Below are 23,544 nucleotides of genomic sequence, written 5' to 3'. Positions count from 1 at the left end.
GCCATGAACGTCAAATGGGGAAGCCTCGCCATCGCCTGCCTCGCCCAGCTGCTGCTGGCCATCGACCTGACCGTCCTGCACCTGGCGCTGCCCAAGCTGACCACCGACCTGAATCCGACCGTCACCGAGCAGCTGTGGATCGGCGACATGTACGGCTTCGCGCTCGCCGGCCTGCTGATCACCATGGGCAACCTGGGCGATCGGATCGGGCGCAAGAAGCTGCTGCTGATCGGCTCGGTCGCGTTCGGCGTCGCCTCGGCGATCACCGCCTACGCGCCCAGCGCCGAACTGCTGATCGCGGCCAGGGCGCTGCTCGGCATCGCCGGCGCCACGATCATGCCGTCCACGCTGTCGATCATCCGCAACGTGTTCACCGACCCGGCCGAGCGGACCATGGCGGTCGGCATCTGGGGCGGCATGGGCGCCGCGGGCTTCGCGCTCGGGCCGATCGTGGGCGGGCTGCTGCTCAACTCCTTCTGGTGGGGCTCGGTCTTCCTGATCAACCTGCCGGTCATGGCGCTGGTGCTGGTCGGCGGCGCCCTCGTGCTCCCCGAGTCGCGCAACCCCGACCCCGCGGCCATCGACCTCGCCAGCGCGGTGCTGTCGATCGTGGGCGTGGTGGCGGCCGTCTACACGCTCAAGAGCTGGGTCATCGACGGCTTCACCGCCAACGTCGCCGTCTCCGCCGCCCTGACCGTGGCAGGGCTCGGGCTGTTCGGATGGCGGCAGACGCGGCTGGCCGTACCGCTGGTGGACCTGCGGCTCTTCCGCCACCGGGCGTTCTCAGGCGCGGTGGGCGCCAACCTCTTCGCGATCTTCGGCATGATCGCGCTCAATCTGATCTTCGCGCAGTACATGCAGTACGTGCTGGGCTGGACGCCGCTGCAGGCCGGTCTCGCCTCCCTGCCCGGCGGCCTGGCGGGCGCGGTCGGCGGCGCGCTGGCCGCCCCGCTGGTCATGCGGTGGGGCCGCAACACCGTCGTGGCGCTCGGCCTGCTGGGCTCGGCCGCCTCCTTCGCCGTCTACAGCCAGGCGGACGCCACCACGACCTTCGGCTACCTGCTCATCGGGATGGTGATCGGCGGGCTCGGCGTGGGGTTCACCTTCGCCGTCACCAACGACACGATCCTGGCCGCGGTGCCCAAGGAGCGCGCCGGGGCCGCGGCGGCGCTGTCGGAGACGGCCTTCGAGCTGGGCGGGTCGCTCGGCATCGCGGTGCTCGGCAGCATCCTGGCCGGCGCCTACCGCGACAACCTGGTGGTGCCCGCCGGGCTGCCGCCCCAGGTCGCCGACAGCCTCGGCGGCGCGCTGGCCGTGGCGGGACAGGTGCCGCCTGCGGTCATCACGGCCGCCAAGCTCGCCTTCGTCGAGGCGCTCCAGCTGACCGCGCTCACCACGAGTGTCATGCTGGCGGTGCTGGCCCTGGCCGCCTTCCGCGCGCTGCGGGGAGTCCCCAAGGTCATCGGCGAGGACGTCCTCGCCCACGCCTGATCACCAGCGCCTCGCCGCTCATGTCCCACGACGTCTCGGGGAGCGCGCACCGCGTGAACACGGAGTGCGGTCAGGGGCGGTGGGCGGTGGGGAGCGGTGTGGTCGCGGGTTCGGGGACGGGGTGGAGGGTGCGCAGGCGCGCGAGGATGAGCAGCGCGACCACCCCCGTCATCGCCGGGGGCACGACGAAGGCCAGCGTCGGCCCGAAGCGGTCGACGAGCTGGCCGGCGACCGACGCCCCGGTCGCGATGCCGAGGCCGATCGCGCCCGTCAGCCAGGTGAACGCCTCGGTCCGCACCTCGGCGGGCGTCAGCCGTTCGATAATCGTGTAGCCGGTGATGATGACCGGCGCGATCACCAGCCCGGCCAGGCCCGCCGCGCCGAACAGGAGCAGGACCGAGCCGGCGAACATCAGCGCGCTGGTCGCCGCGGCGAGCAGGCCGAGCCCCCAGGCGAGGCGGGCGGGGGCGGAGACGCGCCAGCGGATCGCCCCGTACAGCAGGCCGCCGACGACGCTGGCGCCGGAGAAGGTGGCGTAGATGGGGCCCGCGAGGGCGGCCATGCCCAGCTCGGCGGTGAAGGAGGTGATGCCGACCTGCATGCTGCCGAAGACCGACCCCATCGCCAGGAAGCCGAGCGCGAGCACGGCGACGCCGCGCAGCCTGAGCACACCCCTGGTCGAGCGCACCTTGACCGGCATCGGCTCGGGCGCGCCGACCCTGGTGACGGCGAAGACGACGGTGCCGGTGAGGATGAGCGCCAGCGCGACCAGCAGCGCCACGACCGGCGAGTAGCCGGTGGACAGCAGCACCAGGAGCACGGGCGCGAGCGTGAACGTCAGCTCGTCGGTGATCGACTCGACGGCGAAGGCGGTGCCGAGCTTGCCCGAGCCGCCGAGCAGGTGCGACCAGCGGGCCCGGACCATGGCGCCGACCTGCGGCACGGAGGCGCCCGCGAGCGCGGCGGTCAGCACCAGCAGCGGCACGGCGCCGTGCGAGGCGGCCAGCGCGAGAAGCGTGCCGAGGGCGAGGGCGTGCACGGTGATCTGGGGCAGCAGCACGCGCGGCTGGCCGTACCTGTCGGCCAGGCGGCCCGTCTGGGGTCCGACGACGGCCTGTGCGATCGCCGCGGCCGCCGCGGCCACACCCGCCGCGCCGTACGAGCCGGTGGACCACTGCACCAGCAGCAGGATGCCGATCTGCAGCATCGCGTACGGCAGGCGCGCCACGAGCGCGGGTGCGAGGAAGCGCCAGGCGCCAGGGGTGGCGAGCACGTTCAGGTAGGAACTCAAGGGTCTCCGTCCAGGTCATGACGGAGCACCCGCTGCGAGGCACACCGCCGTGGTGGGCTTCGACCGGGGTAGATACCGCTGCGAGCGGCCGCCGTGCGGTCTGCCAAGGAACAACGCGACAAAGCATCATTTTATGTCAGCGGCGCGGGTGCGGCCGTCAGGACCGTCGGGGGCCGCGCAGCCACTGGGGTTCGCGCACGCAGCGCCGCTCCCGTTCGGGGGACAGCGCGCCCAGCCGCTCCCCCATCATCCTGGCCAGCCCCTCGATGGCCACGATGCCGCTGCCGTGGCTGGGCTGCCGATCCGTCTGTACGGCCAGCAGCAGGTCCCTGCCGGGCCCGTGGACGCGTCCGTAGCTGGTCACCGCCCAGGTGTTGTGGACGAACGGCCTGGGCGTCCAGCCGTTCTTCAGCGCCACCCTGTCGCCTGGCCTGGCCGCGGCGCTGATCCCCCACGCCTGGTCGCGCTGCACCTGCTCCATGAGCCGCAGCACCTGCTTCCTGTCGCTCTCCTTCAACCCCGGCCCGCCGCGCACGAGCACCCGCATGAGTTTGACGCGGTCGGCGGGGCTGGTGTTGGTGCCGCCCCAGTACTTGCTCGGCCCCGGCGTCGTCTCACGCAGGCCGAGACGGCTGTAGAGGCGGCTCATGCCCCCGCCGCCGCCGACCCGCCACCACAGCGCGTCGGCGGCCTTGTTGTCGCTCTCCCTGATCATGAGCTCGGCCAGGTCCCTCTCCTCAGCGGAGAGGCGATGCTGACGGGCCAGCAGCGCGGTCAGGATGTCGACCTTGGCGCCGCTCGCGGTGATCATGTCGTGTTCGTGCTCGCCGTACCCGAACCTGACGCCCGTGAGCAGGTCGTGGGCCATGAACACGACCCGGCCCGGCTGCCGGGCCAGGAAGCGCCTGACGTCGGTGTTCAGCGCGGCGCGGGAGGCGTCGGCGGCCTTCTGGTCCCTGTAGGTCTCCCGGCAGGGGCCTGGCAGGGTCAGCTTCATCGGTGCCAGCGTCACCACGGGCACCTGCGTGGCGCCGCATCCCGTGACGAGCAGCAGCGCCAGCACCGCCGAACGCATGTCCCACCCCCGCTATGGCACACGGGGGAAGTAACCGAACCTTTCCCGCTAGATCATGGGGCGACACCCGCTTTGAGGTGTTCGCTCATGAACTCCGCCGTCGCCTCGACCGCCTGCGTGACGTACGGCTCGGCGTCGTAGAGGTCGATGTGCCGCTTGGCGTCCAGCCACACGAGCCGCTTGGGCTGCCCCATGCGCTTGTAGGCCTCCTCGGCCCCCTCGGGCGAGCAGAACCTGTCGACGACGCCGTGCACGATCAGGCCGGGGCGGGGTGAGAGGAAGTCGGCGCCCATCATGTTGTCCATGGTGACCAGTTCGCGGATGCTTGCCACGCTCACCCTGTTGCGCCACGACGGCGACGAGGTGCCGCCGTAGTAGGCGTACGGCTCGTCGCCTGGCATGGCCGCGTCGCCGTCCTCGGCCACGGCGGGCACGTACTCCACCTCGCCGCCCTGGTCTTGCCGTTCGAGCACCTGCGTGAGGCCGGGCAGGACGGACTCGAAGTGCCTGCCGTAGGGGTTGTTGTAGGCGCCCGCGATGCCGGCGAACGCCTTCACTCTGGGGTCGAAGGCGGCGAACCTGAGCGCGTAGCCGCCGCCGAGGCAGACGCCGACCGCGCCGATCCGCTCGGGGTCGGCCTCCGGTCTGCCGCGCAGCAGCGACACGGCGGCCCTGAGGTCGGCCAGCTTGCCCTGCCAGTCCTCGTGCTGGCGGGGCAGGCCGCCCGACTCGCCCCAGTTGCGGTGGTCGAAGGCCAGCGTGACGAAGCCGTGGCCGGTGAGCCGTTCGGCGTACAGGCCGGTCACCTGGTCGCGGACGCCGGTGAAGGGGCCGGTGAAGACGAGGGCAGGGTGCGGCCCCTCGCCCTGGGGGATACGCAGGTCGCCGACGAGCGTGATCCCGTCGACCTCGAACTCGACTCTCATGCGTCCAGTCTGTCCCGATCGAGGACCGGCCCGCATCCGGACATCCTGGCCGACCCCGGCCAAGGTCGACGGGCCCGTCAGAAACCCCGGCCGAAGTTCGATGGGACCCACGCGTGCGGGCCTCACCACGTGACTTCGGCCGAGGTCTCGAGAGCTGCCTGTCAGGGGGGCGCACCGAAGAGCCGGGGTTACCCCAGGCACGCGGGGCGCGGGCTCGTCAGGCCGGGGTCAGGAGTCGAAGCCGAGGCCCATCCTGTCGAGGGTTCGCAGCCACAGGTTGCGCCGTCCCTGGTGCAGGTCCGCCTGGGCGATCGACCACCGGGTGAACTGGATCACCCCCGACCGCACGGGCTCGGGAGGGAACGGGACCGGCTTCTCGCGCACCATCGCCAGCTCGGTCCGCTCGGTGCGCTCCCCCGACAGCAGGTCGAGCATCACGTTCGCGCCGAACCTGGTCGCGCCGACGCCCATGCCGGTGTAGCCGACCGCGTAGGCGAGCCGCCCGCCGTGCGCCTGGCCGTAGAAGGCGCTGAAGCGGCTGCAGGTGTCGATGACGCCGCCCCACCGGTGGGTGAAGCGCAGCCCCGACAGCTGGGGGAAGGTGTCGTAGAAGTGCCCTGCCAGCTTGACGAAGGTCTCGTCGCGCTGCTCGTACTCGGGCTTGATCTGGCCGCCATTGTAGTAGACGGCGTCGTAGCCGCCCCACAGGATGCGGTTGTCGTCGGTGAGCCGGTAGTAGTGGAACTGGTTGGCCGAGTCGCCGACGCCCTGCCTGTTGCGCCATCCGACGGAGGCGAGCTGGGCCTCCGACATCGGCTCGGTCATCAGGGCGTAGTCGTAGACCGGCACGAGGAAGTGCTTGAGCCGCTTCAGCAGGGGCGGGAAGACGCCCGTGCCGAGCGCGACCTTGCCCGCCTTCGCCGTGCCGTACGGCGTGCGCAGCTCGATCGTGACGCCGTCGTCGGACAGCGACCTGACGGGGCTGCGCTCGTAGATGCGCACGCCCGCCTTGATGCACGCCTCGCGCAGGCCCCACGCCAGCTTGGCGGGGTCGACCATCGCGCACCCGCTGCGCTCCCACAGGCCGCCGAGGTAGGTGGGCGAGTTGACCTCGGCCCTGACCTGCTCCTGGTCCAGCGGCACGTAGTCGAGCCCGAGGTCCTCGATGAGGTCGAGGTGCTCGGACAGGTCGTCGAGCTGCCATGGCTCGGTGGCGACGTGCAGTTCGCCGGTGCGCTCGAAGGAGCAGTCGACGCCGTAGCGGGCGAGCGTCTGCTCGATCTCGTCGAGGTTCTCGACGCCCAGCCGCTCGAGGCGGTCGATGTCCTGCGGCCACCTGTCGAGGCCGTTGGGCAGCCCGTGCGTCAGCGTCGCCATGCAGAACCCGCCGTTGCGGCCGCTGGCCGCCCAGCCGATCCTGCGGCCCTCCAGCAGGACGACGTCCTGCGAGGGGTCCCTTTCCTTCGCCATCAGGGCGGTCCAGAGCCCGGAGAAGCCGCCGCCGACCACGACGAGGTCGGCCTTCGTGTTGCCGATGAGCCGCCGCAGCGGCTCGGGCCTGGCCGGGGTGTCCAGCCAGTACGGCTTGCGCTCCGCATCAGCAAGAGCCTTCAGCGGATCCACAAATCTCACATCCCTACGTGAGTGTTACTACAGCATTGAATTGATTGCCCGATCAGTCAGTTGACCGCGCGCGGGTTCCCCCCGCCTGAATCCGATCTCGCCTCCCTGTTCCTTGCCAAGGTCTCGCAGGACGCCGGTGTCAGACCACCTGGCCGCACACCGGCACCCCTACCCAGAACCCGCAGGCTGGCGGGGACGTTCCCCACCGCCTGTGGCGCATTATCCCGAAAACCCCCGCCGTGGGCGGGGGATCACGGTCATTGCTGGACGCGACGGCGCGCGGTCACCGAGTTGACGATGGCGATCGCGACGCCCACCGCGAAGATGAGCGTTCCCAGGATATTCACCTGGGGCGGGACACCGATGCGGGTGGCCCCCCAGATCCACAGCGGGAACGTCTGCATGGCGCCGCTGGTGAACTGGGTGATGACGAAGTCGTCGATGGAAAGCGCGAAGGCGAGCAGCGCGCCCGAGACCACGCCGGGCAGGATCATCGGGAACGTGATCCGCCAGAACGTGACCCACGGGGTGGCGCCCAGGTCCCTGGCGGCCTCCTCGATGGACGGGTCGAGCCCGACCACACGCGCCCTGACGGTGATCGCGACGAACGACACCGAGAACAGCACGTGCGCGATGAGCGCGGTGGTGAAACCCATGTCCACGCCGCTGCTGACGAACAGCGACAGCAGCGCGGCGCCCATGACCAGTTCGGGCGAGGAGATCGCGGCGAACATGACCAGGTTCGTCGCGCCCTGCCCCTTGAACCGGTAGCGGCCCAGCGCCAGGCCCAGCAACGTGCCGAGGACCGTGGTGATCAGCACCGATGCAACCGCGAGCTGCAGGGAGTTGATCACCGCGGCCGTCAGGTCGGGGTACTCGTCGAGCCGCCCCCACCACTTGAGCGTGAAGCCCTGCCAGGAGACGTTCGACTTGCTCTGCGTGTCGTTGAAGCCGAAGGCGATCATGACGGCGATCGGCAGGAACAGCCAGGCGATGATCACCCAGACGTAGATGAACAGCAGCCTGTCGGCGAGTCTGCGTGATCTCATCGCGCCGCCGCCTCCAGCACGTTCTCGGTGCCCAGCGCCTTGGCGTAGGCGAAGATGCCCACGAGCATGGCCGCCATCAGCGTGAACGACAGCGCCGAGGCCGTGGGGTAGTTGTTGTTGACCAGGTACTGCGTCTGGATGATGTTGCCGATCATCGTGTTCTGCGGGCCGCCGAGGATGGCGGCGTTCACGTAGTCGGCGGTCATCGGGACGAAGGTCATGAGCACACCCGCGAAGACGCCGGGCAGCGACAGCGGCAGCACGATCTTGCGGAACGCGGCCGTCCTGGTGGCGTAGAGGTCCTGGGCCGCCTCCACGACCCGCGGGTCCTGCCGCTCCAGTGCCACGTAGATCGGCAGGATCATGAACGGGAGGTAGTTGTAGACCAGCCCGCCCACGACGGCGACCGTGGTCTGCAGCACGTGGAAGTCGCCGGGCACCAGGCCCATCGCCTTCAACGGCTGCAGCACGATGCCCTCGTCGGCCAGCAGGAACTTCCACGACACCGTCCGCAGCACGAACGAGACGAAGAACGGCAGCAGCACGAGCAGCAGGTAGGTGGACTTCCTCGCCCCGCCTTTGAAGGCGATCCAGTAGGCGATGGGATAGGCGAGGGCGATCGAGATGATCGTCCCCGCCAGGCCGTAACCGACCGAACGCAGGAACTGCGTCTGGTACTGCACCAGGCTGTCGGTGAAGTTGGCGAAGTGGAAGGTCTGGACGAACCCGTCCACCACGTTGCCCTCCTGGGTGGATACCGAGGCCATGAAGACCATCGGCACCACCAGGAAGATCGCCAACCACAACCCGCCCGGAAGGATCAGCAGGTAGGGCGTGAGGCGCTTCATCGCGCTAGCCCTGGGTGATGGGTTGGAAGATGCTCTCGAAGAGCTGCTCCGTCTTGCTGTCCAGCAGCAGGTAGGAGCGCATCTTCGCCAGATCGGCCTCCGACGGGTAGATGAGCGGGCTCTTGGCGACCTGCTCAAGGAGCGCCTTGTCCTCGCCCGTAGCCTTGGCGGCGTCGGCGAGGACGATGTCCTTGGTGGCGGGCACCGGAGTGATGTAGTTGATGTACTCCACGAGCATCGCGGCGATCTTGGGCTGGTAGACGTAGTCCATCAGCGCGAGCGCGTCGACCGGGTTCTGCGCGGTCTTCGGGATGCACATGTTGTCGGTCCAGATCGTGGCGCCCTCCTGCGGCACCACGAACTTGAGGTTCTTGCCCTCGGCGACCTGCTGGAAGATGTCGCCCGACCAGGCCATCGAGATCCAGATGTCGCCGCGGACGAGCGCCTCGATGTAGTCGTTCTCGTAGTACTTGCGCACCAGGCCCGCGTCGCGCTGCTCCTGCAGCTTGGCGGCGGCCTTGCGCCAGTCGGCCTCCTTCGACTTGTCAGGGTCGATGCCGAGGGCGAACATCCCGAAGTTGGCGATCTCCTGGGCGTCGATCATCATGCCGACCTTGCCCTTGTACTTCGGGTTCCAGAGGTCGTTCATGCTCGTGACCTCGTCGACGTAGTCGGGGTTGTAGGCGATGCCCGTCACCCCGACCGTCCACGGGATCGTGTAGGTGTTGTTCGGGTCCCACGTCGGGTTCTTGACCTTCTGCGCCGCATTGGCGGCGAAGTTGGGCAGCTTGGCGTGGTCGAGCGGAGCCAGGTAGCCGAGGTTGATCGCCTTGGCGAGCTGGCTGCCGTTGGTCATGACCATCAGGTCGAAGCCGATGTCGGTGTTGGCGGCCAGCTGGGGCTGGATCTTGCCGAACCACGAACCGTTGTCCTGGATGGCCTCGGTGTAGGAGACCTTGATGCCCTTGTCCTTCTCGAACATCTGCAGGGACGGGTAGTTCTTGCCGTCCTTGTCGATGTAGAGCGGCCAGTTGGCGAAGCGCAGCACGCCGTTCTGCTTCTTGCCGGCCCAGAAGTCGGCGACGGCGTCCTGCTTCGGTGTTGCGGCTGTCTTCTTCCCCTCCACACCGCAGGCCGCGAGTGCCATCGCGGCGGCCGACATTCCGGCCAGCCTGAGTGCGTCGCGGCGACTGGTCGTCATGCCGCGTAGGAAGGCGGGGTTCGTGCGAACGTCCATGAGACGGGTATCAACTTCCAATCGCGTATGAGTGCTGCGGCTGCCACGAGAGCCAGACGTTGTCGCCACGTTCGGCGGTGGTCGACGCGTCGTGCGCGTTCTGCTCGAAGACGGTCACCTCCGCGCCGTCCGCCAGCCGTACGGCATAGCTGTTGTAGGTGCCCAGGTAGACGACCTCGGAGACGATGCCGGGGACGGCGCTGACGTTGTCCGCGGGCTTGTCGACGTCGATGATGATCTTCTCTGGGCGGACGGTCACGGTGATCTCGCCGTCCTGCTCGCCCGGGACCAGCACCCGCCCTCCCGCGACCTTCAGCACGCCCCCCGTGAGCGCGCCGGTCAGCAGGTTCGAGGTGCCGATGAAGCCTGCGACGAACGCGCTGGCGGGCTGCTCGTAGATCTCGCGGGGCGTGGCGAGCTGCTCGACCAGGCCGTCGTTCATGACGGCGATGCGGTCGCTCATGGTGAGCGCCTCGCTCTGGTCGTGGGTCACGTAGACGAAGGTGATGCCCACCTCGCGCTGGATGCGCTTCAGCTCGATCTGCATGGCCTGGCGCAGCTTCAGGTCGAGCGCGCCCAGCGGCTCGTCGAGCAGCAGCGCCTTGGGGTTGTTCACCAGGGCCCTGGCCAGGGCCACGCGCTGCTGCTGACCGCCGGACATCTCGCGCGGCCTGCGCTTCTCACGACCGGTCAGGTCGACGATGTCCAGGATCTCCCCGACGCGGCGCTTGATCTCCGCGTCGGGGGTCTTCTTCTGCTTGAGCCCGAAGGCCACGTTGTCCCACACGTTCATGTGCGGGAACAGGGCGTAGGACTGGAACACCATGTTCACGTCGCGCTTGTTCGGCGGGACGTTGGTGACGTCCTGGCCGTGGAGCTTGACCGTGCCGCGCGTGGGCTCCTCGAAGCCGGCGATCATCCGCATGGTGGTCGTCTTGCCGCAGCCCGAGGGGCCGAGGAGGGAGAAGAACTCTCCCTCCTCGATCGAGAGCGAGACGCCCTTGACAGCCTGGACGACCTCGCCATGCGAGAGGTACTCCTTGATCACGTCATCAAGGTCGATAGCGCTGGTCATACCAGGATTTATCCCACTCTTGTGTCGTTGCTATTCGCCGATGAAGTGCATGACGTGCTTTACCCGGGTGTAGTCGTGCAGGCCGAAGACCGACAGGTCCTTGCCGTAACCCGAGTGCTTGAAGCCGCCGTGCGGCATTTCGGAGACGAACGGGATGTGGGTGTTGACCCACACCACGCCGAAGTCGAGCTTGTTGGACATCCGCATGGCGCGGCCGTGGTCGGAGGTCCACACCGAACCCGACAGGCCGTACTGCACGCCGTTGGCCTTGGCCAGGGCGTCGGCCTCGTCGGTGAAGGTCTGGACGGTGATCACGGGCCCGAACACCTCGTTCTGGACCATCTCGTCGTCCTGCTGGAGGCCGTCGACGACGGTCGGCGCGAAGAAGTAGCCCTTGTCGCCGACCCGGTGGCCGCCGGTCAGGACCTTCGCGTGCGCGGGCAGCCGCTCGAAGAACCCGGAGACCTTGGCCAGCTGGTTCTCGTTGTTGAGCGGGCCGTACAGGGCCTCCTCGTTGGACAGGTCGCCGGTGACGGTCCCCGCGGCGGCCGCGCTGAGCGCCTCGACGAACTCGTCGTGCACGCTCTCGTGGACCAGCACGCGGCAGGCCGCGGTGCAGTCCTGGCCCGCGTTGTAGAGACCGGCGGTGGCGATGGCCTCGGCGGCCACCTTGAGGTCCTTGACGTCCTCGAACACCACGACCGGCGCCTTACCGCCGAGCTCGAGGTGCACGCGCTTGAGGTCCTCCGCCGCGGTCTTGGCGACGGCCATGCCCGCGCCGACGGAGCCGGTGATGGCGACCATCGACGCCGTCGGATGGCCGACGACCAGCGCGCCGGTCTCGCGGTCGCCGGTGACGACGTTGAAGACACCGGGCGGCAGCACGCTGCCGAGGATCTCGGCGAGCTTGAGCGTGGAGGCGGGAGTGGTGTCGGACGGCTTGAGCACGATGGTGTTGCCCGCGGCGAGCGCGGGGGCGATCTTCCAGACCGCCATCATCATCGGGTAGTTCCAGGGCGTGACCTGGCCGATGACGCCGACCGGCTCGTGCCTGATGACACTGGTGTGCTCGGCGAGGAACTCGCCGGCCGTGGGACCCTCCAGCGTGCGCGCCGCCCCCGCGAAGAAGCGGAAGTGGTCGGCGGCGACCGGAGTCTCGTCTTCGGCCATGCGGGCTCGGGGCTTGCCGGTGTTGAGGCACTCGGCCTCATTGATCTCGTCGGCCCGCGCGTCGATCGCGTCAGCGACCTTCAGCAGCAGTCCGGCGCGCTCGCCCGGCGTTTTCTGCCCCCACGATTCGAACGCGGCGGCCGCGGCGGCGTAAGCCGCGTCGACATCCTCCTGACCGGAGATGGGCGCCTGAACGTAGGCCTCTCCGGTGCAGGGGTCGATGATGTCGGAGAATCGGCCGCTCTTGGCGTCCACGAACTCACCGTTGATGAAGTTCTGCAGACGGGTGGTCAACGTTGACCTCCTGGTGAGGTGGCTGAGTTGTCGCGACTCTGACAGAGCGTCAGCATCGGGACAAGGGATTTCGTCGCGAAGATATCAAATTGCTACGAATTCGCTTGACAGAGTGCCCAGAACTGACACTATGTCGCATCAGGACCGCGCGAGTGCTGTGCGGCACAGGAGGGATTGCCCCGAAATGACGATGCCGCCCAAGGCACGCAGAGACGCCGATGGCAGGCCGGCCCAGGTCGTCCTCGATGACCTCTCCAAGCGCATCATCGAGGAGCTGCAGGAGGACGGCCGCAAGCCGTACGCGGCGATCGGCAAGGCGGTCGGACTCTCGGAAGCCGCGGTCCGACAGCGGGTTCAGCGACTCCAGACCGACGGGGTCATGCAGATCGTGGCCGTCACCGACCCGCTCACGCTGGGCTTCCCCCGCCAGGCGATGATCGGCATCAACTGCGAGGGCGACCTCGATCTCGTCGCCGACGAGCTCTCCTCGATCGAGGAGATCGACTATGTGGTGCTGACGGCGGGCTCTTTCGACGTCATCGTCGAGGTGGTGTGCGAGGGCGACCGTCATCTGCTGGAGATTCTCGGCAAAATCCGCGCGATCCCCGCAGTGCGCGCCACGGAGTCGTTCGTGTACCTGAAGCTCCGCAAGCAGACCTATTCGTGGGGTACCCGGTAAAACTTCCCCCTTTTTACGGCAAGCCGGGTCATGGCCACCGTGGTCACCGGTGGCCGTCCGTCCATCACGCGTGCTCCAGCGGGACTCCGCTACTGTCCGCAACGTCGCTCAGTCCAGGTCGACGCCGCCGTGGACGATGCGGCCGCCGACCATCGTGAGCAACACCTTCGTCTTGGCGATCTGCTCGGCGGGGACCTTCATGACGTTGCGGTCCAGCACGATCAGATCAGCGAACTTGCCCGCCTCCAGCGAGCCCGTGTACCTGTCCTGCCGGAGCTGGTAGGCGCCGTTGAAGGTCGCGGCGCGGATCGCGGCGGCCCTGCTGATGCGCTGGTGCGGGGTCATCGCGCCCTGCTTGGCGAACGGGCTGTCAGGGGCGGCCGTCCTGGTGATGACGGTCTTGATCGCGGTCCACTCGTCCAGCGGGTCGACCGGCCAGTCGCTCCCCAGTGAGACGCGCCCGCCTGCCCTGATCAGGTCACCCTCGGGCTCGTAGCGGGCCCACCGCTTCGGGCCGAGGTAGGGCTTGACCGACTCGACCGAGTCGGGAGCGGGCTTGGCCCAGTGGAAGCCCATGGCCGCGGTGACATCGAGCTTGCCGAACCGGGGCAGGTCGGCGGCGGCGACGAGCTCCGCGTGCGCGATCGCGGGCCTGGTCTTCGCGTGCCCGGCGGCGCGCATGGCGGCGTAGGCGTCCAGCGCGGTGCGGACCGCCCTGTCGCCGATGGCGTGGATGTGCGGGTCGAACCCGGCGGCGGCGAGCTTGCGCACCACCGCGTTCAGCTTGGCGGCCGTCCAGTACTGCGAGCCGATCTTCTTGCCCGCCACCCAGTGGTCGTGTTTGTGCACCAGGTACGGCTCCAGCAGCGCCGCCGTCTGGGCCGGGTACTGCAGCACCCCATCCATGAACAGCTTGGCGTTGTGGACGGAGACACCTGGCCTGGGCTTGGCGCGCCCGTCGTCGTAAACGCGCCGCAGCTTGGCCAGCCGCGGCACCGGGTCGGTGTCGGACACCTCGACCAGCGGCGCGAAGTGCGCCCGCGCGGTGAGCTTGCCCTGCTCGGCCAGCGTGGTGAAGGCGCGCAACGCCTCCTCGGTGGCGACGGCGTCCATGAAGGTGGTGACGCCCTGCTCGGCGAGCGCGGCCAGGGCCGTACGGGCGATCTTCAGGTTCTCCGCTCGGGTGGGAGCCGGGATCTTGGCTCCGACCAGGTCCTGAGCCCCGTCCTGCAGGATGCCGGTCGGCTCGCCCGCGGAGTCGCGTTCGATGGTGCCGTCGGAGGGGTCCTTCGTCTTGGCGGTGATCCCCGCCAGTTCCAGGGCCCTGCTGTTGACCAGGGAGGTGTGCCCGTCGCTCGAGGAGACCACGATGGGACGTCTGGTGTTCAGGGAGTCGAGGTCGGCCTTGGTCAGCTTCGTCCCCGCGGGACGGATCGCCTGCTGGTACCAGTGCACGACGCTGACCCAGCCGCCCGGCTCCTGCTCGGCCGTCTTGTCCAGGTACTCCTGGATGGTGGCCTGGACCTCCTCGACGGTCAGCGCGGCGTATTTCAGGTCGCAGTCGAGCAGCCCCTTGCCGCCGGACATCTCGTGCAGGTGCCCGTCGTGCAGGCCGGGCATCAGCATCCGCCCGCCCAGGTCGACCACCGTGGTCCCCTTGCCGGCGAACCGCATCGCGCCCTTGTCCGTGCCGACGTAGACGATGCGCCCGCCGGAGACGGCCAGCGCCTGGTGGACGCTGTCGTCGTCGTCCACGGTGTAGACGTAACCGTGGGTGAACACGTAGTCGGCGGGCGTCTGCGTGTCGGCGGAGGCGGGGCGGCCGAAGGCGGCCGCGAGCGCGCCGGAGATCAGTACGGCACGGCGGGGGAGGCTATTCTCCACGGGGTTCTCCTTGCGGGGTGGTGCACGCTTGGGGGGCGAATCGGGTGTGGATGGCGGGCTCGTCGACGGGGCGGGAGCGGATGGCTGAGCAGGGCAGGACGCAGGAGCGAGGCCGCCAGGCCCGCCGCAAGGTGGTGGAGGCGGCGCTGGCGGTGATCGCCGAGCGGCCTGTCGCGGAGATCCAGGTGCAGCAGATCGCCGACAGGGCGGGGATGAGCCCGGCCAGGGTGCTCTACTACTTCCAGTCAAGGGACCAGATCCTGGCCGAGACATTCCGGTGGAGCGAGCGCCTGCTGGCCGAGCGCCGCGGCAGAGAGCTCGGCGCGACCGGCGACCCGAAGGCGCGGCTCGACCGGTTCATCCGGCTCTACCTGCCCATCGACCGTCACGACGTGTCATGGAAACTGTGGCTCGAGGCGTGGTTGCGTTCGGTGACCAACGACGAGATGAGCCGCACGGCAGACGAGATCGACAACGCCTGGAAGCGGGATCTGACCGCGATCATCGACGACGGCGTCGCGAGCGGGATCTTCCGCTCGGTCGCCGTCGAGGCGTTCCTGGCCTCGTTCAACGCACTGCTCGACGGACTGGCGGTGCACGTGCTCATCGGCAGGATCGGCCAGGCGGAGGCCGTGCGAACCGCCGAGGAGCACGCGCTTGCTGAACTTGAATCAAGTTAAGGTTTTTACGGTGTGCCCGTCAATGGCGAAATGCCGTGTGGCGCGGTGGCGAAGCCACTGAATTCGCATGGTTCGCCGCGATGCACGATGAAATGAGGCCCGCGCGGGGCTGTGGCGGCTGGCACAGCCCCGCGGTCCCGCCTAGCGGAGCTGGATGGTGGCGATCTCCCACGCGCGCAGCGGCAGGCGGGCGGCGTCCACGGGCTCACCGGGACGCCCGCGCAGGTCGGCGCGGCGGGCCTCGGTGAACTCGCCCTCGATCGTCGCCACGGTGTCCGAGCCGGTCATGGCGACCATCCGCAGCTCCTTCCACCCGTCGCGGCGGCGCAGCGACGTCATGACGACGCCCTCGCCCCGCACCGAGAGGCCCGTGGCGGGGGCGGGCTGCGGCAGGTCCTTGTCCCCGGTCCCGGGAACGGCCAGGACGTCGTGCCTGAACACCTCGGCCGCCTCGGGGACCGCCGCCCACGTCCCCGTGTACGGCATCAGCGCCAGCCGCACCGAGCGCGGCCCTCTCGACTGCGCCGCGGGCGTCGGCAACTGGGGTCCGGCGGGCTCGGGCCTGAGGGCGTTGCGGTTGCGGGACAGGTAGCCGACCGAGCGCAGCAGCGTGAGGGCCAGCTCGTCGTCCACGAGCTCGTACTCGGTGACGTGCTCCAGCAGCGCGGCCACCCCGCCTGCGGCCACCCAGGAGGAGGCGGGGAAGGTCGGCAGCGGGGTCTCACCGCAGCCGCCCTCGGCCGTCAGGCCGCGCTCGACGACGGCGAACTGCCCTTCGGCGAAGGACGAGCCCGCCGCCTCGGCCAGCGGCACGTGCAGGCGGACCCGATGGTCGGCGCAGCGGTTGTCGAACTCCACGTGCAGCCTGACGTACGGCTCCCCGGCCCGCAGTTCCACCCGCGTGATGACGGTGACGCGCTCGACGGCCTCCGTGCGGGCGGGGTCGGGCAGCGGGTCGGCGGGCCCGTCGGCCTCGCTGACGTCGGTGCCCCTGGGCCAGGCGTAGACCCGCTCGACGTCGAGGGCGGCGACCAGCGGGCCGGAGCAGACCAGGCCGACCTCGACCGACTCGGGCTCATCGACCAGGCGGTCGGTGGCGGGCGGGGCATGGTTGTAGGTGTCACCCACGTCGCCACCGTCGACGACGCGGGCGGCGCCGGTGATCGTCACGCCGTCGCGGCCGGTGAGGGTGAGCGTGCCGTCCTCGGCGATCTCCACCCGCAGCAGCCCGTTGTCCAGCACCCGCCCCTCGGCCCGCACCCCGCGCCCCAGCGACGACCGTCCGTCGGCCGAGGTCTTCCCCGCGACCTCCGCGGAGACGGTGCCGAAGGAGGTGGCCGGAGTTTCCGGGGAGAACGGGGGCTGGGGGCGGACGCTGGTGTGGCCGAGAGCGGGGGTCTCCACCAGGGCGGCGACCGTCCTGCGGGGCTCGGCGACGATGCGGACGCGGGTGACCTCGCCCTCCGCCGCCTCCAGCGCCGCCGACACCTCCGCCACGTCGAACGTCGCCGCCGACTCGCGCGCCACCCTGAAGATCAGCACCCCGTCGGCGATCGACCAGCCGGTGATCTGCTGGCCGTACAGCTCGGTGCCGTGGACGAAGGAGAACGCCAGCGTGGGGTCCATCTCCTCGTCGAGCAGCAGCGTCGGCGCGTACTCGAGCGTCTGGACGGGCACGGCGCGCCCCGCGGCGTCGACCAGCGGGTCGTGGCCCGCCACGTCCATGAGCACCACGCCGGTGCGCGGGAAGGGCGAGGGGTTGACGACCAGGACCCCACCGGAGGGAACGGCGGCGGCCAGCCGCGAGGCCACCATGTCGCGGACGGCCTGCCCCAGGTGTTCGGCCTCGGCGATGCGGGCCGCGACCTGCTGGGCGGTCTCGTCGACGCCGCACCCGGTGACCGAGTCGTGGCCGCTGGCGTCGACCAGCCGCCACCATGCCATGTCGAGGAAGCGTTCGGGCCACGACTCGCCCCAGAGCGCCGCCAGCGGCTCGGCGTAACGCTCGACCATCCGCTCGGCCCTGCCCATCGCCTGCTTGACGTGGGCGCGCACGGAGATGACGCCGGGCAGGATGTTGGCGCCGGCGTGCGAGCGCAGCTCGCCGTGGACGCGCGGCAGCCCCTCGACGTCCGACGCCCCGAGGTAGCCGGACAGGGTGTCCATGCGGGCACCGAGCGAGGCCACCATCTCCGGCAGCCCGCGCACGGGGGCCGAGTGGTCGGTGCCGTACATCGCCAGCAGCGGCTTGGACTCCCCCTGCCAGCTCCGCATGGTCGTCACGAACTTCTCGGCCCGCTCGACGAGCTGCCCGGGGGCCTCGAACAGGTGGGCGCCGTTGCCGTACCCACCGGCGGGCAGGTACTGCGTCCGGACGGCGGTGCCGTCGGGGGCGACCCAGGCGAAGGCGTCGGTGACCACCGAGGAGGGCACCCCCCGGTAGACGCACGCCCGCGTCAGCCCCGCCAGGGCGAGGATCTGCGGCATCTGGGCGGTGTGGCCGAACATGTCGGGCAGGTAGCCGACCGGCATGGCGCCGCCGAGCTTGTCGGCCCGGCCCATGCCCAGTTCGAGGTTGCGGACGATGGTCTCGCCCGAGCACAGGAACTCGTCGAGCAGGATCTGCCACGGCCCGATCGCCAGCCGTCCCGCCTCGACCAGCGCGGCGATCCTGTCGCGGTTGTCCGGCCGCACTTCCAGGTAGTCGTCCACGCAGGCGAGCTGGCCGTCGAGGGTGAAGTGGTAGCCGGGCTCGCGCTCCATGGTGTCGAGCACCTCGTCCATGAGCGCGACCAGCCGCAGCCTGAAGCGCTGGAAGGGCTCGTACCACTCCCTGTCCCAGTGCGTGTGCGGGACGACGACGATCTCCTGGGTCACGCGCACAGCGCCATCACCTCGTTCTCGTGGGTTTCCAGCCGGAACGGTCCCTCGCCCGCGGGCACCAGGACCCGGTCGCCGCGGACGACCTCGCGCGCCCCCGAGCGGCGCACCAGGACCAGCCCGTCGGCGTCGAGGACCAGCAGCTCGTCGCCGAGCCTGAGCAGCAGCGGCCCTTCGGGCCCCGCCGAGACCGCGGTACGGCCCGCCAGCACGCCGTCGAGGACCGCGCTCGCCTCCTGCGCCAGCACCCAGGTGGTGGGCGCGCCCGGCAGCCCGTCGGCGCCGTGGCGGTGGAAGTCGCTGCCGCCGATGACGATGACGTCGTCGCGCCAGGCCTGCGCCCACGCCAGCGGCGCGCCCCAGCGCCGGTCCCACCAGCCCGAGTGCCACACCTCGGCCACCCGGGGCCGCTCGGACAGCGGTTGCAGCCACGCGCAGTCGCCGCCGAGGGGATGGTTGATCGACATCAGCCCGCGCTCGCCCCAGCGGTCGGCGGGCTGCCGGAAATCGACCCAGCCGACGTCGCCGAACACGTTGGCGTGCCCTCTGTCGGTGGTCACCTCCTGGCCGGGGATCAGCGTGATCTCCCGGACCTTGGCCAGGTGGGGGTGGTGGCTGACGGTGTTGTGGTCGGTGACGGCGAGGAAGTCGAGGCCCCTGCCGGTGGCCAGCGCCGCCAGCTCCCTGATCGTCAGCGCGCCGTCGCTGTGCACGGTGTGGGCGTGGAAGTCGCCCGCGAACCACCGCAGGCCGTCGACGTCGGGGATGTCGCGCCGCGGCGGCCTGACGGCGGGCGGCGGCTCCTCCTCCACGGCCCGCTCCGGCGCGCGCCGGTGGACCGTCACCTCCAGCGTGTACTCCAGCCCCTCCGGCGGCACCCGGTGCAGCCGCAGCCACACCTGCCAGGCGCCGGGCTCCAGCTCGCCCGGCAGATAGCCGGGCGTTGCCCAGTCACGGGTGATCGTGTACTCGTCGCGCGCGCCACCCGACCAGCCACGGAAGCCGTACGGCGAGGCGGCGCCCAGGTCGAGCACGCCCTTCGACCGGTCGTAGCCCAGCCTGACCGTCACGCCCTCGGCGCCCGCGGGCACCTCGAACGGCACCTCCCGCAGGATCCGCTCCAGCCGGTCGTCCAGGCTCCACCGGCCGTGGATCAGCGTCATACCACGTTCCCATCACGATAGATCAGCGCCCGGTCGCCCCTGGGCACCGCGAATCCTTCCGCACCGAGGGCCGGTTCGCTGCCTTCCGGCACGACAACCTGGACGATCACCGAGCCGACCTCGGGGCCGACCTCGAGCGTCACCAGGTGGGCGGCGCCCAGGTTCTCCACGATCGCCACCTTCCCGCCGAAGGCGCCCTCAACGGGCTCGGCTGAGTACGTCATGTACTCGGGTCGCACGCCGTACACGATCTGCTCGCCGTCGGACAGCCGCCCGTCGGCCGAGCTCGGCACGGGCAGCTTGCAGCCCGCGACCTCCAGCCGCTCGCCCCTGACGACCCCGTCGAGCAGGTTCATCGGGGTCGAGCCGATGAACCCCGCGACGAAGGTGTTGGCCGGGCGCTGGAAGACTTCGGCGGGGGTGCCGATCTGCCGGATGAGCCCGTTCTCCATGACCGCCATCCGGTCGGCCATGGCCAGCGCCTCCGCCTGGTCGTGGGTGACGAAGACGGTGGTGACGCCCAGCTCGCGCTGGAGCTTCTTCAGGAAGGTGCGGGCTTCGAGCCTGAGCCGGGCGTCCAGGTTGGACAGCGGCTCGTCGAACAGGAACGCCTGCGCCTGGGTGGCCATGACGCGGGCCAGGGCGACGCGCTGCTGCTGGCCGCCCGACAGCTGACCAGGACGGCGGTCCATGAGGTGGGCCAGGCCGAGCCGCTCGCCGACCTCGCGCGCCTTCCCTGCGCGGGCCGCCTTGGCCACCTTCTTGATGCGCAGCGGGTAGGCGATGTTGTCGGTGACGTCCATGTGCGGGAAGAGCGCGTAGTCCTGGAAGACCATCGCCACGTCGCGCGCGCCGGGCTGGACGCCCGTGACGTCGCGCTCGCCGATGACGATCGAGCCGTCCGTGGCGGTCTCCAGGCCCGCGATCGTGCGCAGGAGCGTCGTCTTCCCGCAGCCCGACGGGCCGAGCAGGGCGAAGAACTCGCCGTCGGGAACCACCAGGTCGAGCGAGTCGAGCGCCTTCACACCGCCCGGATAGACCTTGGTCAGGCCTGTGAGTTCGATCGCGGCCATCAGCGCTTGATCCCTCCGTGGAAGCGGAAGCCGTACTTCTTGCTGACGAACAGGTACATGAGCACCACCGGCACGGAGTAGATCAGGCCGAAGGTGGACAGGAGCGGCAGGTTGGCCTGGCCGCCCTCGGTGTAGAGGGTGAACATGATCACCGCTCCGGGCTGCTTCTCGACGTCGCTGAGCAGCAGGTAGGGCATCAGGAAGTTGCCCCAGACGTTGGCGATGGACCAGACCGCGATCGTGGCCAGGCCGGGCCGTACCAGCGGGACGACCACATGGCCGACGATCTGCAGCGGCGAGGCGCCGAAGACGCGCGCCGACTCCTCGTAGGACTTGGGGGTGGAGTCCATGAAGTCCTTGAGCATGAAGATCGCCGCGGGCAGCAGGCCGCCGGTGAGGATGAGGATGAGGCCGAGCTGCGAGTCGATGAGGTTGAGCTCGACGGCCAGCTGGAACAGCGGCACCATCGCGGCCGTGCCTGTGATGATCGAGGAGAGCAGCAGGAGCGCGTAGAGCAGCGCGTCGCGGCCGGGCACGCGCACCCGGCTGAGCGCGTAGGCGGCCAGCGCGGCCAGCAGCACGACGAGCAGTGCCGTGCCGACGGCCAGCACCAGCGAGTTGTAGAGCGAACCGAGCGCGTACGGATGCTCCAGGATCGCCTGGAAGTTGGCCAGCGTGAAGTCGGGCAGCGAGACCTCGTAGGTCGGGTCCGAGGTGAACGGCGCGGCGGCCAGCCACAGCAGCGGCACGGTGAAGAAGGCCAGCAGCACGGCGATCAGCGTGTAGAAGCCGATCCGGCCGAGGACGAAGCGGGTCATGACCTCCTCCTCAGCAGCCGCAGGTAGAAGACCGCCACCACCAGGTTGATCAGCAGGATGATCGTGGACACGGCGGCGCCGAAGCCGAGCTCGCCGCCCCTCAACGCCACGTTGTAGACGTGGACGGCCAGGACCTCCGAGCGGTGGTCGGGCCCTCCGGCGGTGAGCAGGAAGGGGGTGAAGTCGTTGAACGTCCAGAGGCTGATCAGCAGCAGGTTGGTCAGGATGTGGCCTCTGATGTGCGGGAAGACCACGTCGCGCAGCTGCTGCCAGCCGGAGGCTCCGGCCAGCCGGGCGCTTTCCAGGTGGGAGGGCGGCACGTTCCCGAGCGCCGCGCCGTACAGCATCATCGAGAAGGCGGTGCCGCGCCAGGTGTTGAACACGATGATCGACAGCATCGGGTAGTCCAGCAGCCACGCGAAGCCCGGGATCCCGAGCAGCGCGTTGAGCGTGCCGCCGTCGCGGTCGAGCAGCGCGATCCACAGGAACGACACGACCGCGCCAGGCAGGATCCAGGCCAGGATGACCAGGCCCTCGACCACGCGCTTGAGCGGGCCGCGCCGCTCGCGCAGCAGCCAGGCGATGGTGAAGCCGAGCACGACCTGGCCGATGACCGCCGAGCCGAGCACGAACTGCACGGTCAGCCAGGTGGAGTTCCAGAAGGCGCCGTCGGAGGCGGCCTTGACGAAGTTGTCGAGGCCGACGAAGCGCGGCTCGGCCGCCGCCACGCCGGTCAGGCGGTAGTTCGTCAGCCCCAGGTAGATGACCCACAGCGCGGGGAACACCAGGAACACCGCGATGAGGACCATCGCGGGCGCGATGAACGCGGCGGCTCTGGACGTGCCCAGACCCGCCGCGTCCGCGCTGTAGCGGGTCTTGTCAGGAAGCGATGTTGCCTGCGCCACCGACGAGTCCTTCGAGCTTCGACTGGTAGGCCGTGGCGGCCTGGTCCGGCGGCGTGCCGCCGACCACCTGGGCGGTGGCCTCCTGGAGCGCGGCCGAGACCTGCGGGTAGACCGCCAGCGGCGGCCGGTAGGCGGTCAGCTTGAGCACGTTCTCGGAGATGTACATCAGCAGCGGGTCGCTGGTGAGGATCTCCTTGTTGACGTCCGTACGCGGGGTGATGCGCACGTTCGACTTGGTCTCCTGCTTCAGTGCCTCGGGCGAGAGGGTGAAGGCGGCCAGCTCGAAGGCCTCCTTCGGGTGCTTGCTGTTGGGGTTGACGGTGCGCAGCGCGCCGCCCGACATGCTGACGAAGTCCTGGCCGCGGATGCCCTTGCCGGGCTCCATCGCCGGGATCATCGCGAAGCCGACGACCTGGTCGCGGTCGGCCATCTTGGCCACGCCGTCCTTGGGGTTGACGACGCCGCGCCAGAAGTAGTCGCCCTCCATCAGGATGCCGATGTTTCCGGCAGCGAACTCGGTGAAGGACTTGTCCCTGCCCTTGGCCTCCTGCTGGAGCTTGGGGTCGCCGAGGCCGCTGCCGCCGTAGATCTTCTGGTAGAGGCCGAGGGCGTCCTTGAGTGGCTGGGAGGCTCCCGACCACTTGCCGTCCTTGTAGATCTCGCCGCCCGCGCCAGCCAGCAGCGGCAGCACACCCTGCATCGAGGTGGCCTCGCCCATCGCGGTGCCCGCGTTGATCTGGATCGGCGTGCGGACACCGGAGTTCTTCAGCTTGGTCCCCGCGTCGAGGACCTCCTGCCAGCTCTTGGGCTGCCAGTCGGCGGGCAGCCCGGCCTTCTGGAAGAGCGTCTTGTTGAAGTAGAGGACGCGGCCGTCAGTGCCGATCGGCAGGGCGTACTTCTTGCCGTTGTACGTGGTCAGCCCCTGCACGGCCTCGGGGATCTGCGACCAGCCGTCCCAGCCGTCGGCCTCGGCGCCGACGACCTCCGACAGCGGCTTGATGTATCCGGCCTCGGCGAACTCCCCTGCCCAGATGCCGTCGATGTCCATGACATCGGCGCCCTTCTTGGACTTCAGGTCGAGGGACAGCTTGGTCTTGTACTGCTCGTCGTCGACGCCGCTGGGCACGAACGTGACCTTGACGTTCTTGCCCTTGGCCTTCTGCGCCGCCTCGAACTTGGGGATGACCCAGTTGGCGATGTGTTCAGCGTCGGCGGCGTTCTTGCCGCCCGCGATGGCGTTCCTGGTGATCGTCAGCTCGATGGTGTCAGAGCCGGAGGACGACTGACCGCACGCGGTGAGCGCCATCCCGGCCACGGTGAGCACCGCGACAGCGCCAATGGATCTTTTCACGCAACCCTCCGAGAGTGTCCGAAAAGCCTGGG

Annotated in this window: 19 protein-coding genes; 3 read left to right on the top strand and 16 right to left on the bottom strand. The window is 69.6% G+C overall.

Annotation, left to right across the window (positions count from 1 at the left end; translation table 11 throughout):
* The first annotated feature begins 3 nt into the window (after positions 1-3).
* Complete coding sequence (locus ACFXJ8_RS17575; RefSeq protein ID WP_379644937.1) at positions 4-1,491, top strand: MFS transporter; 1,488 nt, start codon at positions 4-6, stop codon at positions 1,489-1,491.
* Positions 1,492-1,561: 70 nt separating this feature from the next.
* Here ACFXJ8_RS17575 and ACFXJ8_RS17570 read toward each other — a convergent pair whose 3' ends face one another.
* The 9 genes from ACFXJ8_RS17570 to ACFXJ8_RS17530 all read right to left on the bottom strand — a co-directional run bounded on the left by ACFXJ8_RS17570 (position 1,562) and on the right by ACFXJ8_RS17530 (position 12,079).
* Entirely contained in the window at positions 1,562-2,782 is a 1,221-nt protein-coding gene (locus tag ACFXJ8_RS17570; protein ID WP_379644936.1) for an MFS transporter, read from the bottom strand.
* Between the two features lie 157 nt (positions 2,783-2,939).
* Positions 2,940-3,857: a serine hydrolase gene (locus tag ACFXJ8_RS17565; RefSeq protein ID WP_379644935.1), complete on the bottom strand. Its 918-nt coding sequence runs from the start codon at positions 3,855-3,857 to the stop codon at positions 2,940-2,942.
* Between the two features lie 53 nt (positions 3,858-3,910).
* A complete protein-coding gene (locus tag ACFXJ8_RS17560; protein WP_379644934.1) occupies positions 3,911-4,783 on the bottom strand; it encodes an alpha/beta hydrolase in 873 nt (290 codons plus the stop codon).
* Between the two features lie 228 nt (positions 4,784-5,011).
* A complete protein-coding gene (locus ACFXJ8_RS17555; RefSeq protein WP_379644933.1) occupies positions 5,012-6,406 on the bottom strand; it encodes an NAD(P)/FAD-dependent oxidoreductase in 1,395 nt (464 codons plus the stop codon).
* 257 nt (positions 6,407-6,663) lie between these two features.
* Positions 6,664-7,455, bottom strand: coding sequence for an ABC transporter permease (locus tag ACFXJ8_RS17550; protein ID WP_379644932.1), 792 nt, complete (start codon positions 7,453-7,455; stop codon positions 6,664-6,666).
* The gene (locus ACFXJ8_RS17545) at positions 7,452-8,303 is read right to left on the bottom strand and encodes an ABC transporter permease (RefSeq protein WP_379644931.1); all 852 of its coding nucleotides are present in this window, start codon (positions 8,301-8,303) and stop codon (positions 7,452-7,454) included. The genes ACFXJ8_RS17550 and ACFXJ8_RS17545 overlap by 4 nt, the downstream gene beginning before the upstream one ends.
* A gap of 4 nt (positions 8,304-8,307) precedes the next feature.
* Positions 8,308-9,540 (bottom strand): PotD/PotF family extracellular solute-binding protein, encoded by a 1,233-nt coding sequence (locus ACFXJ8_RS17540; RefSeq protein WP_379644930.1) that lies wholly within the window; start codon positions 9,538-9,540, stop codon positions 8,308-8,310.
* Positions 9,541-9,550: 10 nt separating this feature from the next.
* On the bottom strand, positions 9,551-10,615 hold the full coding sequence (locus ACFXJ8_RS17535) for an ABC transporter ATP-binding protein (protein ID WP_379644929.1): 1,065 nt from the start codon (positions 10,613-10,615) through the stop codon (positions 9,551-9,553).
* A gap of 30 nt (positions 10,616-10,645) precedes the next feature.
* Complete coding sequence (locus ACFXJ8_RS17530; RefSeq protein WP_379644928.1) at positions 10,646-12,079, bottom strand: gamma-aminobutyraldehyde dehydrogenase; 1,434 nt, start codon at positions 12,077-12,079, stop codon at positions 10,646-10,648.
* A 184-nt stretch (positions 12,080-12,263) separates the two neighbouring features.
* Here ACFXJ8_RS17530 and ACFXJ8_RS17525 point away from each other — a divergent pair, with 184 nt between their 5' ends.
* Positions 12,264-12,758 (top strand): Lrp/AsnC family transcriptional regulator, encoded by a 495-nt coding sequence (locus ACFXJ8_RS17525; RefSeq protein ID WP_379644927.1) that lies wholly within the window; start codon positions 12,264-12,266, stop codon positions 12,756-12,758.
* Positions 12,759-12,866: 108 nt separating this feature from the next.
* On the opposite strand, the gene ACFXJ8_RS17520 is transcribed toward ACFXJ8_RS17525, so the two are convergent.
* Positions 12,867-14,642 (bottom strand): amidohydrolase, encoded by a 1,776-nt coding sequence (locus tag ACFXJ8_RS17520; protein WP_379644926.1) that lies wholly within the window; start codon positions 14,640-14,642, stop codon positions 12,867-12,869.
* Between the two features lie 17 nt (positions 14,643-14,659).
* On the opposite strand from ACFXJ8_RS17520, the gene ACFXJ8_RS17515 reads away from it, so the two are divergent.
* Positions 14,660-15,322 (top strand): TetR/AcrR family transcriptional regulator, encoded by a 663-nt coding sequence (locus tag ACFXJ8_RS17515; RefSeq protein WP_379644925.1) that lies wholly within the window; start codon positions 14,660-14,662, stop codon positions 15,320-15,322.
* Positions 15,323-15,463: 141 nt separating this feature from the next.
* Here the strand turns inward: ACFXJ8_RS17515 and ACFXJ8_RS17510 are convergent, their stop codons facing one another.
* The 6 genes from ACFXJ8_RS17510 to ACFXJ8_RS17485 are packed head-to-tail and all read right to left on the bottom strand — an operon-like array spanning position 15,464 to position 23,512.
* A complete protein-coding gene (locus tag ACFXJ8_RS17510) occupies positions 15,464-18,205 on the bottom strand; it encodes a glycoside hydrolase family 38 C-terminal domain-containing protein (RefSeq protein ID WP_379644924.1) in 2,742 nt (913 codons plus the stop codon).
* Positions 18,196-19,365 (bottom strand): CehA/McbA family metallohydrolase, encoded by a 1,170-nt coding sequence (locus tag ACFXJ8_RS17505; protein WP_379644923.1) that lies wholly within the window; start codon positions 19,363-19,365, stop codon positions 18,196-18,198. The genes ACFXJ8_RS17510 and ACFXJ8_RS17505 overlap by 10 nt, the downstream gene beginning before the upstream one ends.
* A complete protein-coding gene (locus ACFXJ8_RS17500) occupies positions 19,362-20,438 on the bottom strand; it encodes an ABC transporter ATP-binding protein (protein ID WP_379644922.1) in 1,077 nt (358 codons plus the stop codon). Before ACFXJ8_RS17500 ends, ACFXJ8_RS17505 begins: the two co-directional genes overlap by 4 nt.
* Complete coding sequence (locus tag ACFXJ8_RS17495) at positions 20,438-21,256, bottom strand: carbohydrate ABC transporter permease (RefSeq protein WP_379644921.1); 819 nt, start codon at positions 21,254-21,256, stop codon at positions 20,438-20,440. Before ACFXJ8_RS17495 ends, ACFXJ8_RS17500 begins: the two co-directional genes overlap by 1 nt.
* Positions 21,253-22,161 carry a carbohydrate ABC transporter permease gene (locus ACFXJ8_RS17490; RefSeq protein WP_379644920.1) on the bottom strand — a complete coding sequence of 303 codons (909 nt, stop codon included), beginning with the start codon at positions 22,159-22,161 and terminating at the stop codon, positions 21,253-21,255. The genes ACFXJ8_RS17495 and ACFXJ8_RS17490 overlap by 4 nt, the downstream gene beginning before the upstream one ends.
* A complete protein-coding gene (locus ACFXJ8_RS17485; RefSeq protein ID WP_379644919.1) occupies positions 22,136-23,512 on the bottom strand; it encodes an extracellular solute-binding protein in 1,377 nt (458 codons plus the stop codon). Before ACFXJ8_RS17485 ends, ACFXJ8_RS17490 begins: the two co-directional genes overlap by 26 nt.
* Positions 23,513-23,544 lie beyond the last annotated feature (32 nt).

Origin of the sequence: Nonomuraea sp. NPDC059194 (assembly GCF_042754765.1) — a bacterium.
Lineage (GTDB): Bacteria > Actinomycetota > Actinomycetes > Streptosporangiales > Streptosporangiaceae > Nonomuraea.
Note: the sequence above shows the minus strand (reverse complement) of the source record. Positions and strands in the feature narration are given on the sequence as shown.

Bases quoted from the DNA above. Each gene is read 5' to 3' on its own strand.
- ACFXJ8_RS17575 (WP_379644937.1), top strand. From the start codon at position 4: ATGAACGTCAAATGGGGAAGCCTCGCCATCGCCTGCCTCGCCCAGCTG.
- ACFXJ8_RS17565 (WP_379644935.1), bottom strand. From the start codon at position 3,857: ATGCGTTCGGCGGTGCTGGCGCTGCTGCTCGTCACGGGATGCGGCGCC.
- ACFXJ8_RS17560 (WP_379644934.1), bottom strand. From the start codon at position 4,783: ATGAGAGTCGAGTTCGAGGTCGACGGGATCACGCTCGTCGGCGACCTG.
- ACFXJ8_RS17550 (WP_379644932.1), bottom strand. From the start codon at position 7,455: ATGAGATCACGCAGACTCGCCGACAGGCTGCTGTTCATCTACGTCTGG.
- ACFXJ8_RS17545 (WP_379644931.1), bottom strand. From the start codon at position 8,303: ATGAAGCGCCTCACGCCCTACCTGCTGATCCTTCCGGGCGGGTTGTGG.
- ACFXJ8_RS17540 (WP_379644930.1), bottom strand. From the start codon at position 9,540: ATGGACGTTCGCACGAACCCCGCCTTCCTACGCGGCATGACGACCAGT.
- ACFXJ8_RS17535 (WP_379644929.1), bottom strand. From the start codon at position 10,615: ATGACCAGCGCTATCGACCTTGATGACGTGATCAAGGAGTACCTCTCG.
- ACFXJ8_RS17525 (WP_379644927.1), top strand. From the start codon at position 12,264: ATGACGATGCCGCCCAAGGCACGCAGAGACGCCGATGGCAGGCCGGCC.
- ACFXJ8_RS17505 (WP_379644923.1), bottom strand. From the start codon at position 19,365: ATGACGCTGATCCACGGCCGGTGGAGCCTGGACGACCGGCTGGAGCGG.
- ACFXJ8_RS17500 (WP_379644922.1), bottom strand. From the start codon at position 20,438: ATGGCCGCGATCGAACTCACAGGCCTGACCAAGGTCTATCCGGGCGGT.
- ACFXJ8_RS17495 (WP_379644921.1), bottom strand. From the start codon at position 21,256: ATGACCCGCTTCGTCCTCGGCCGGATCGGCTTCTACACGCTGATCGCC.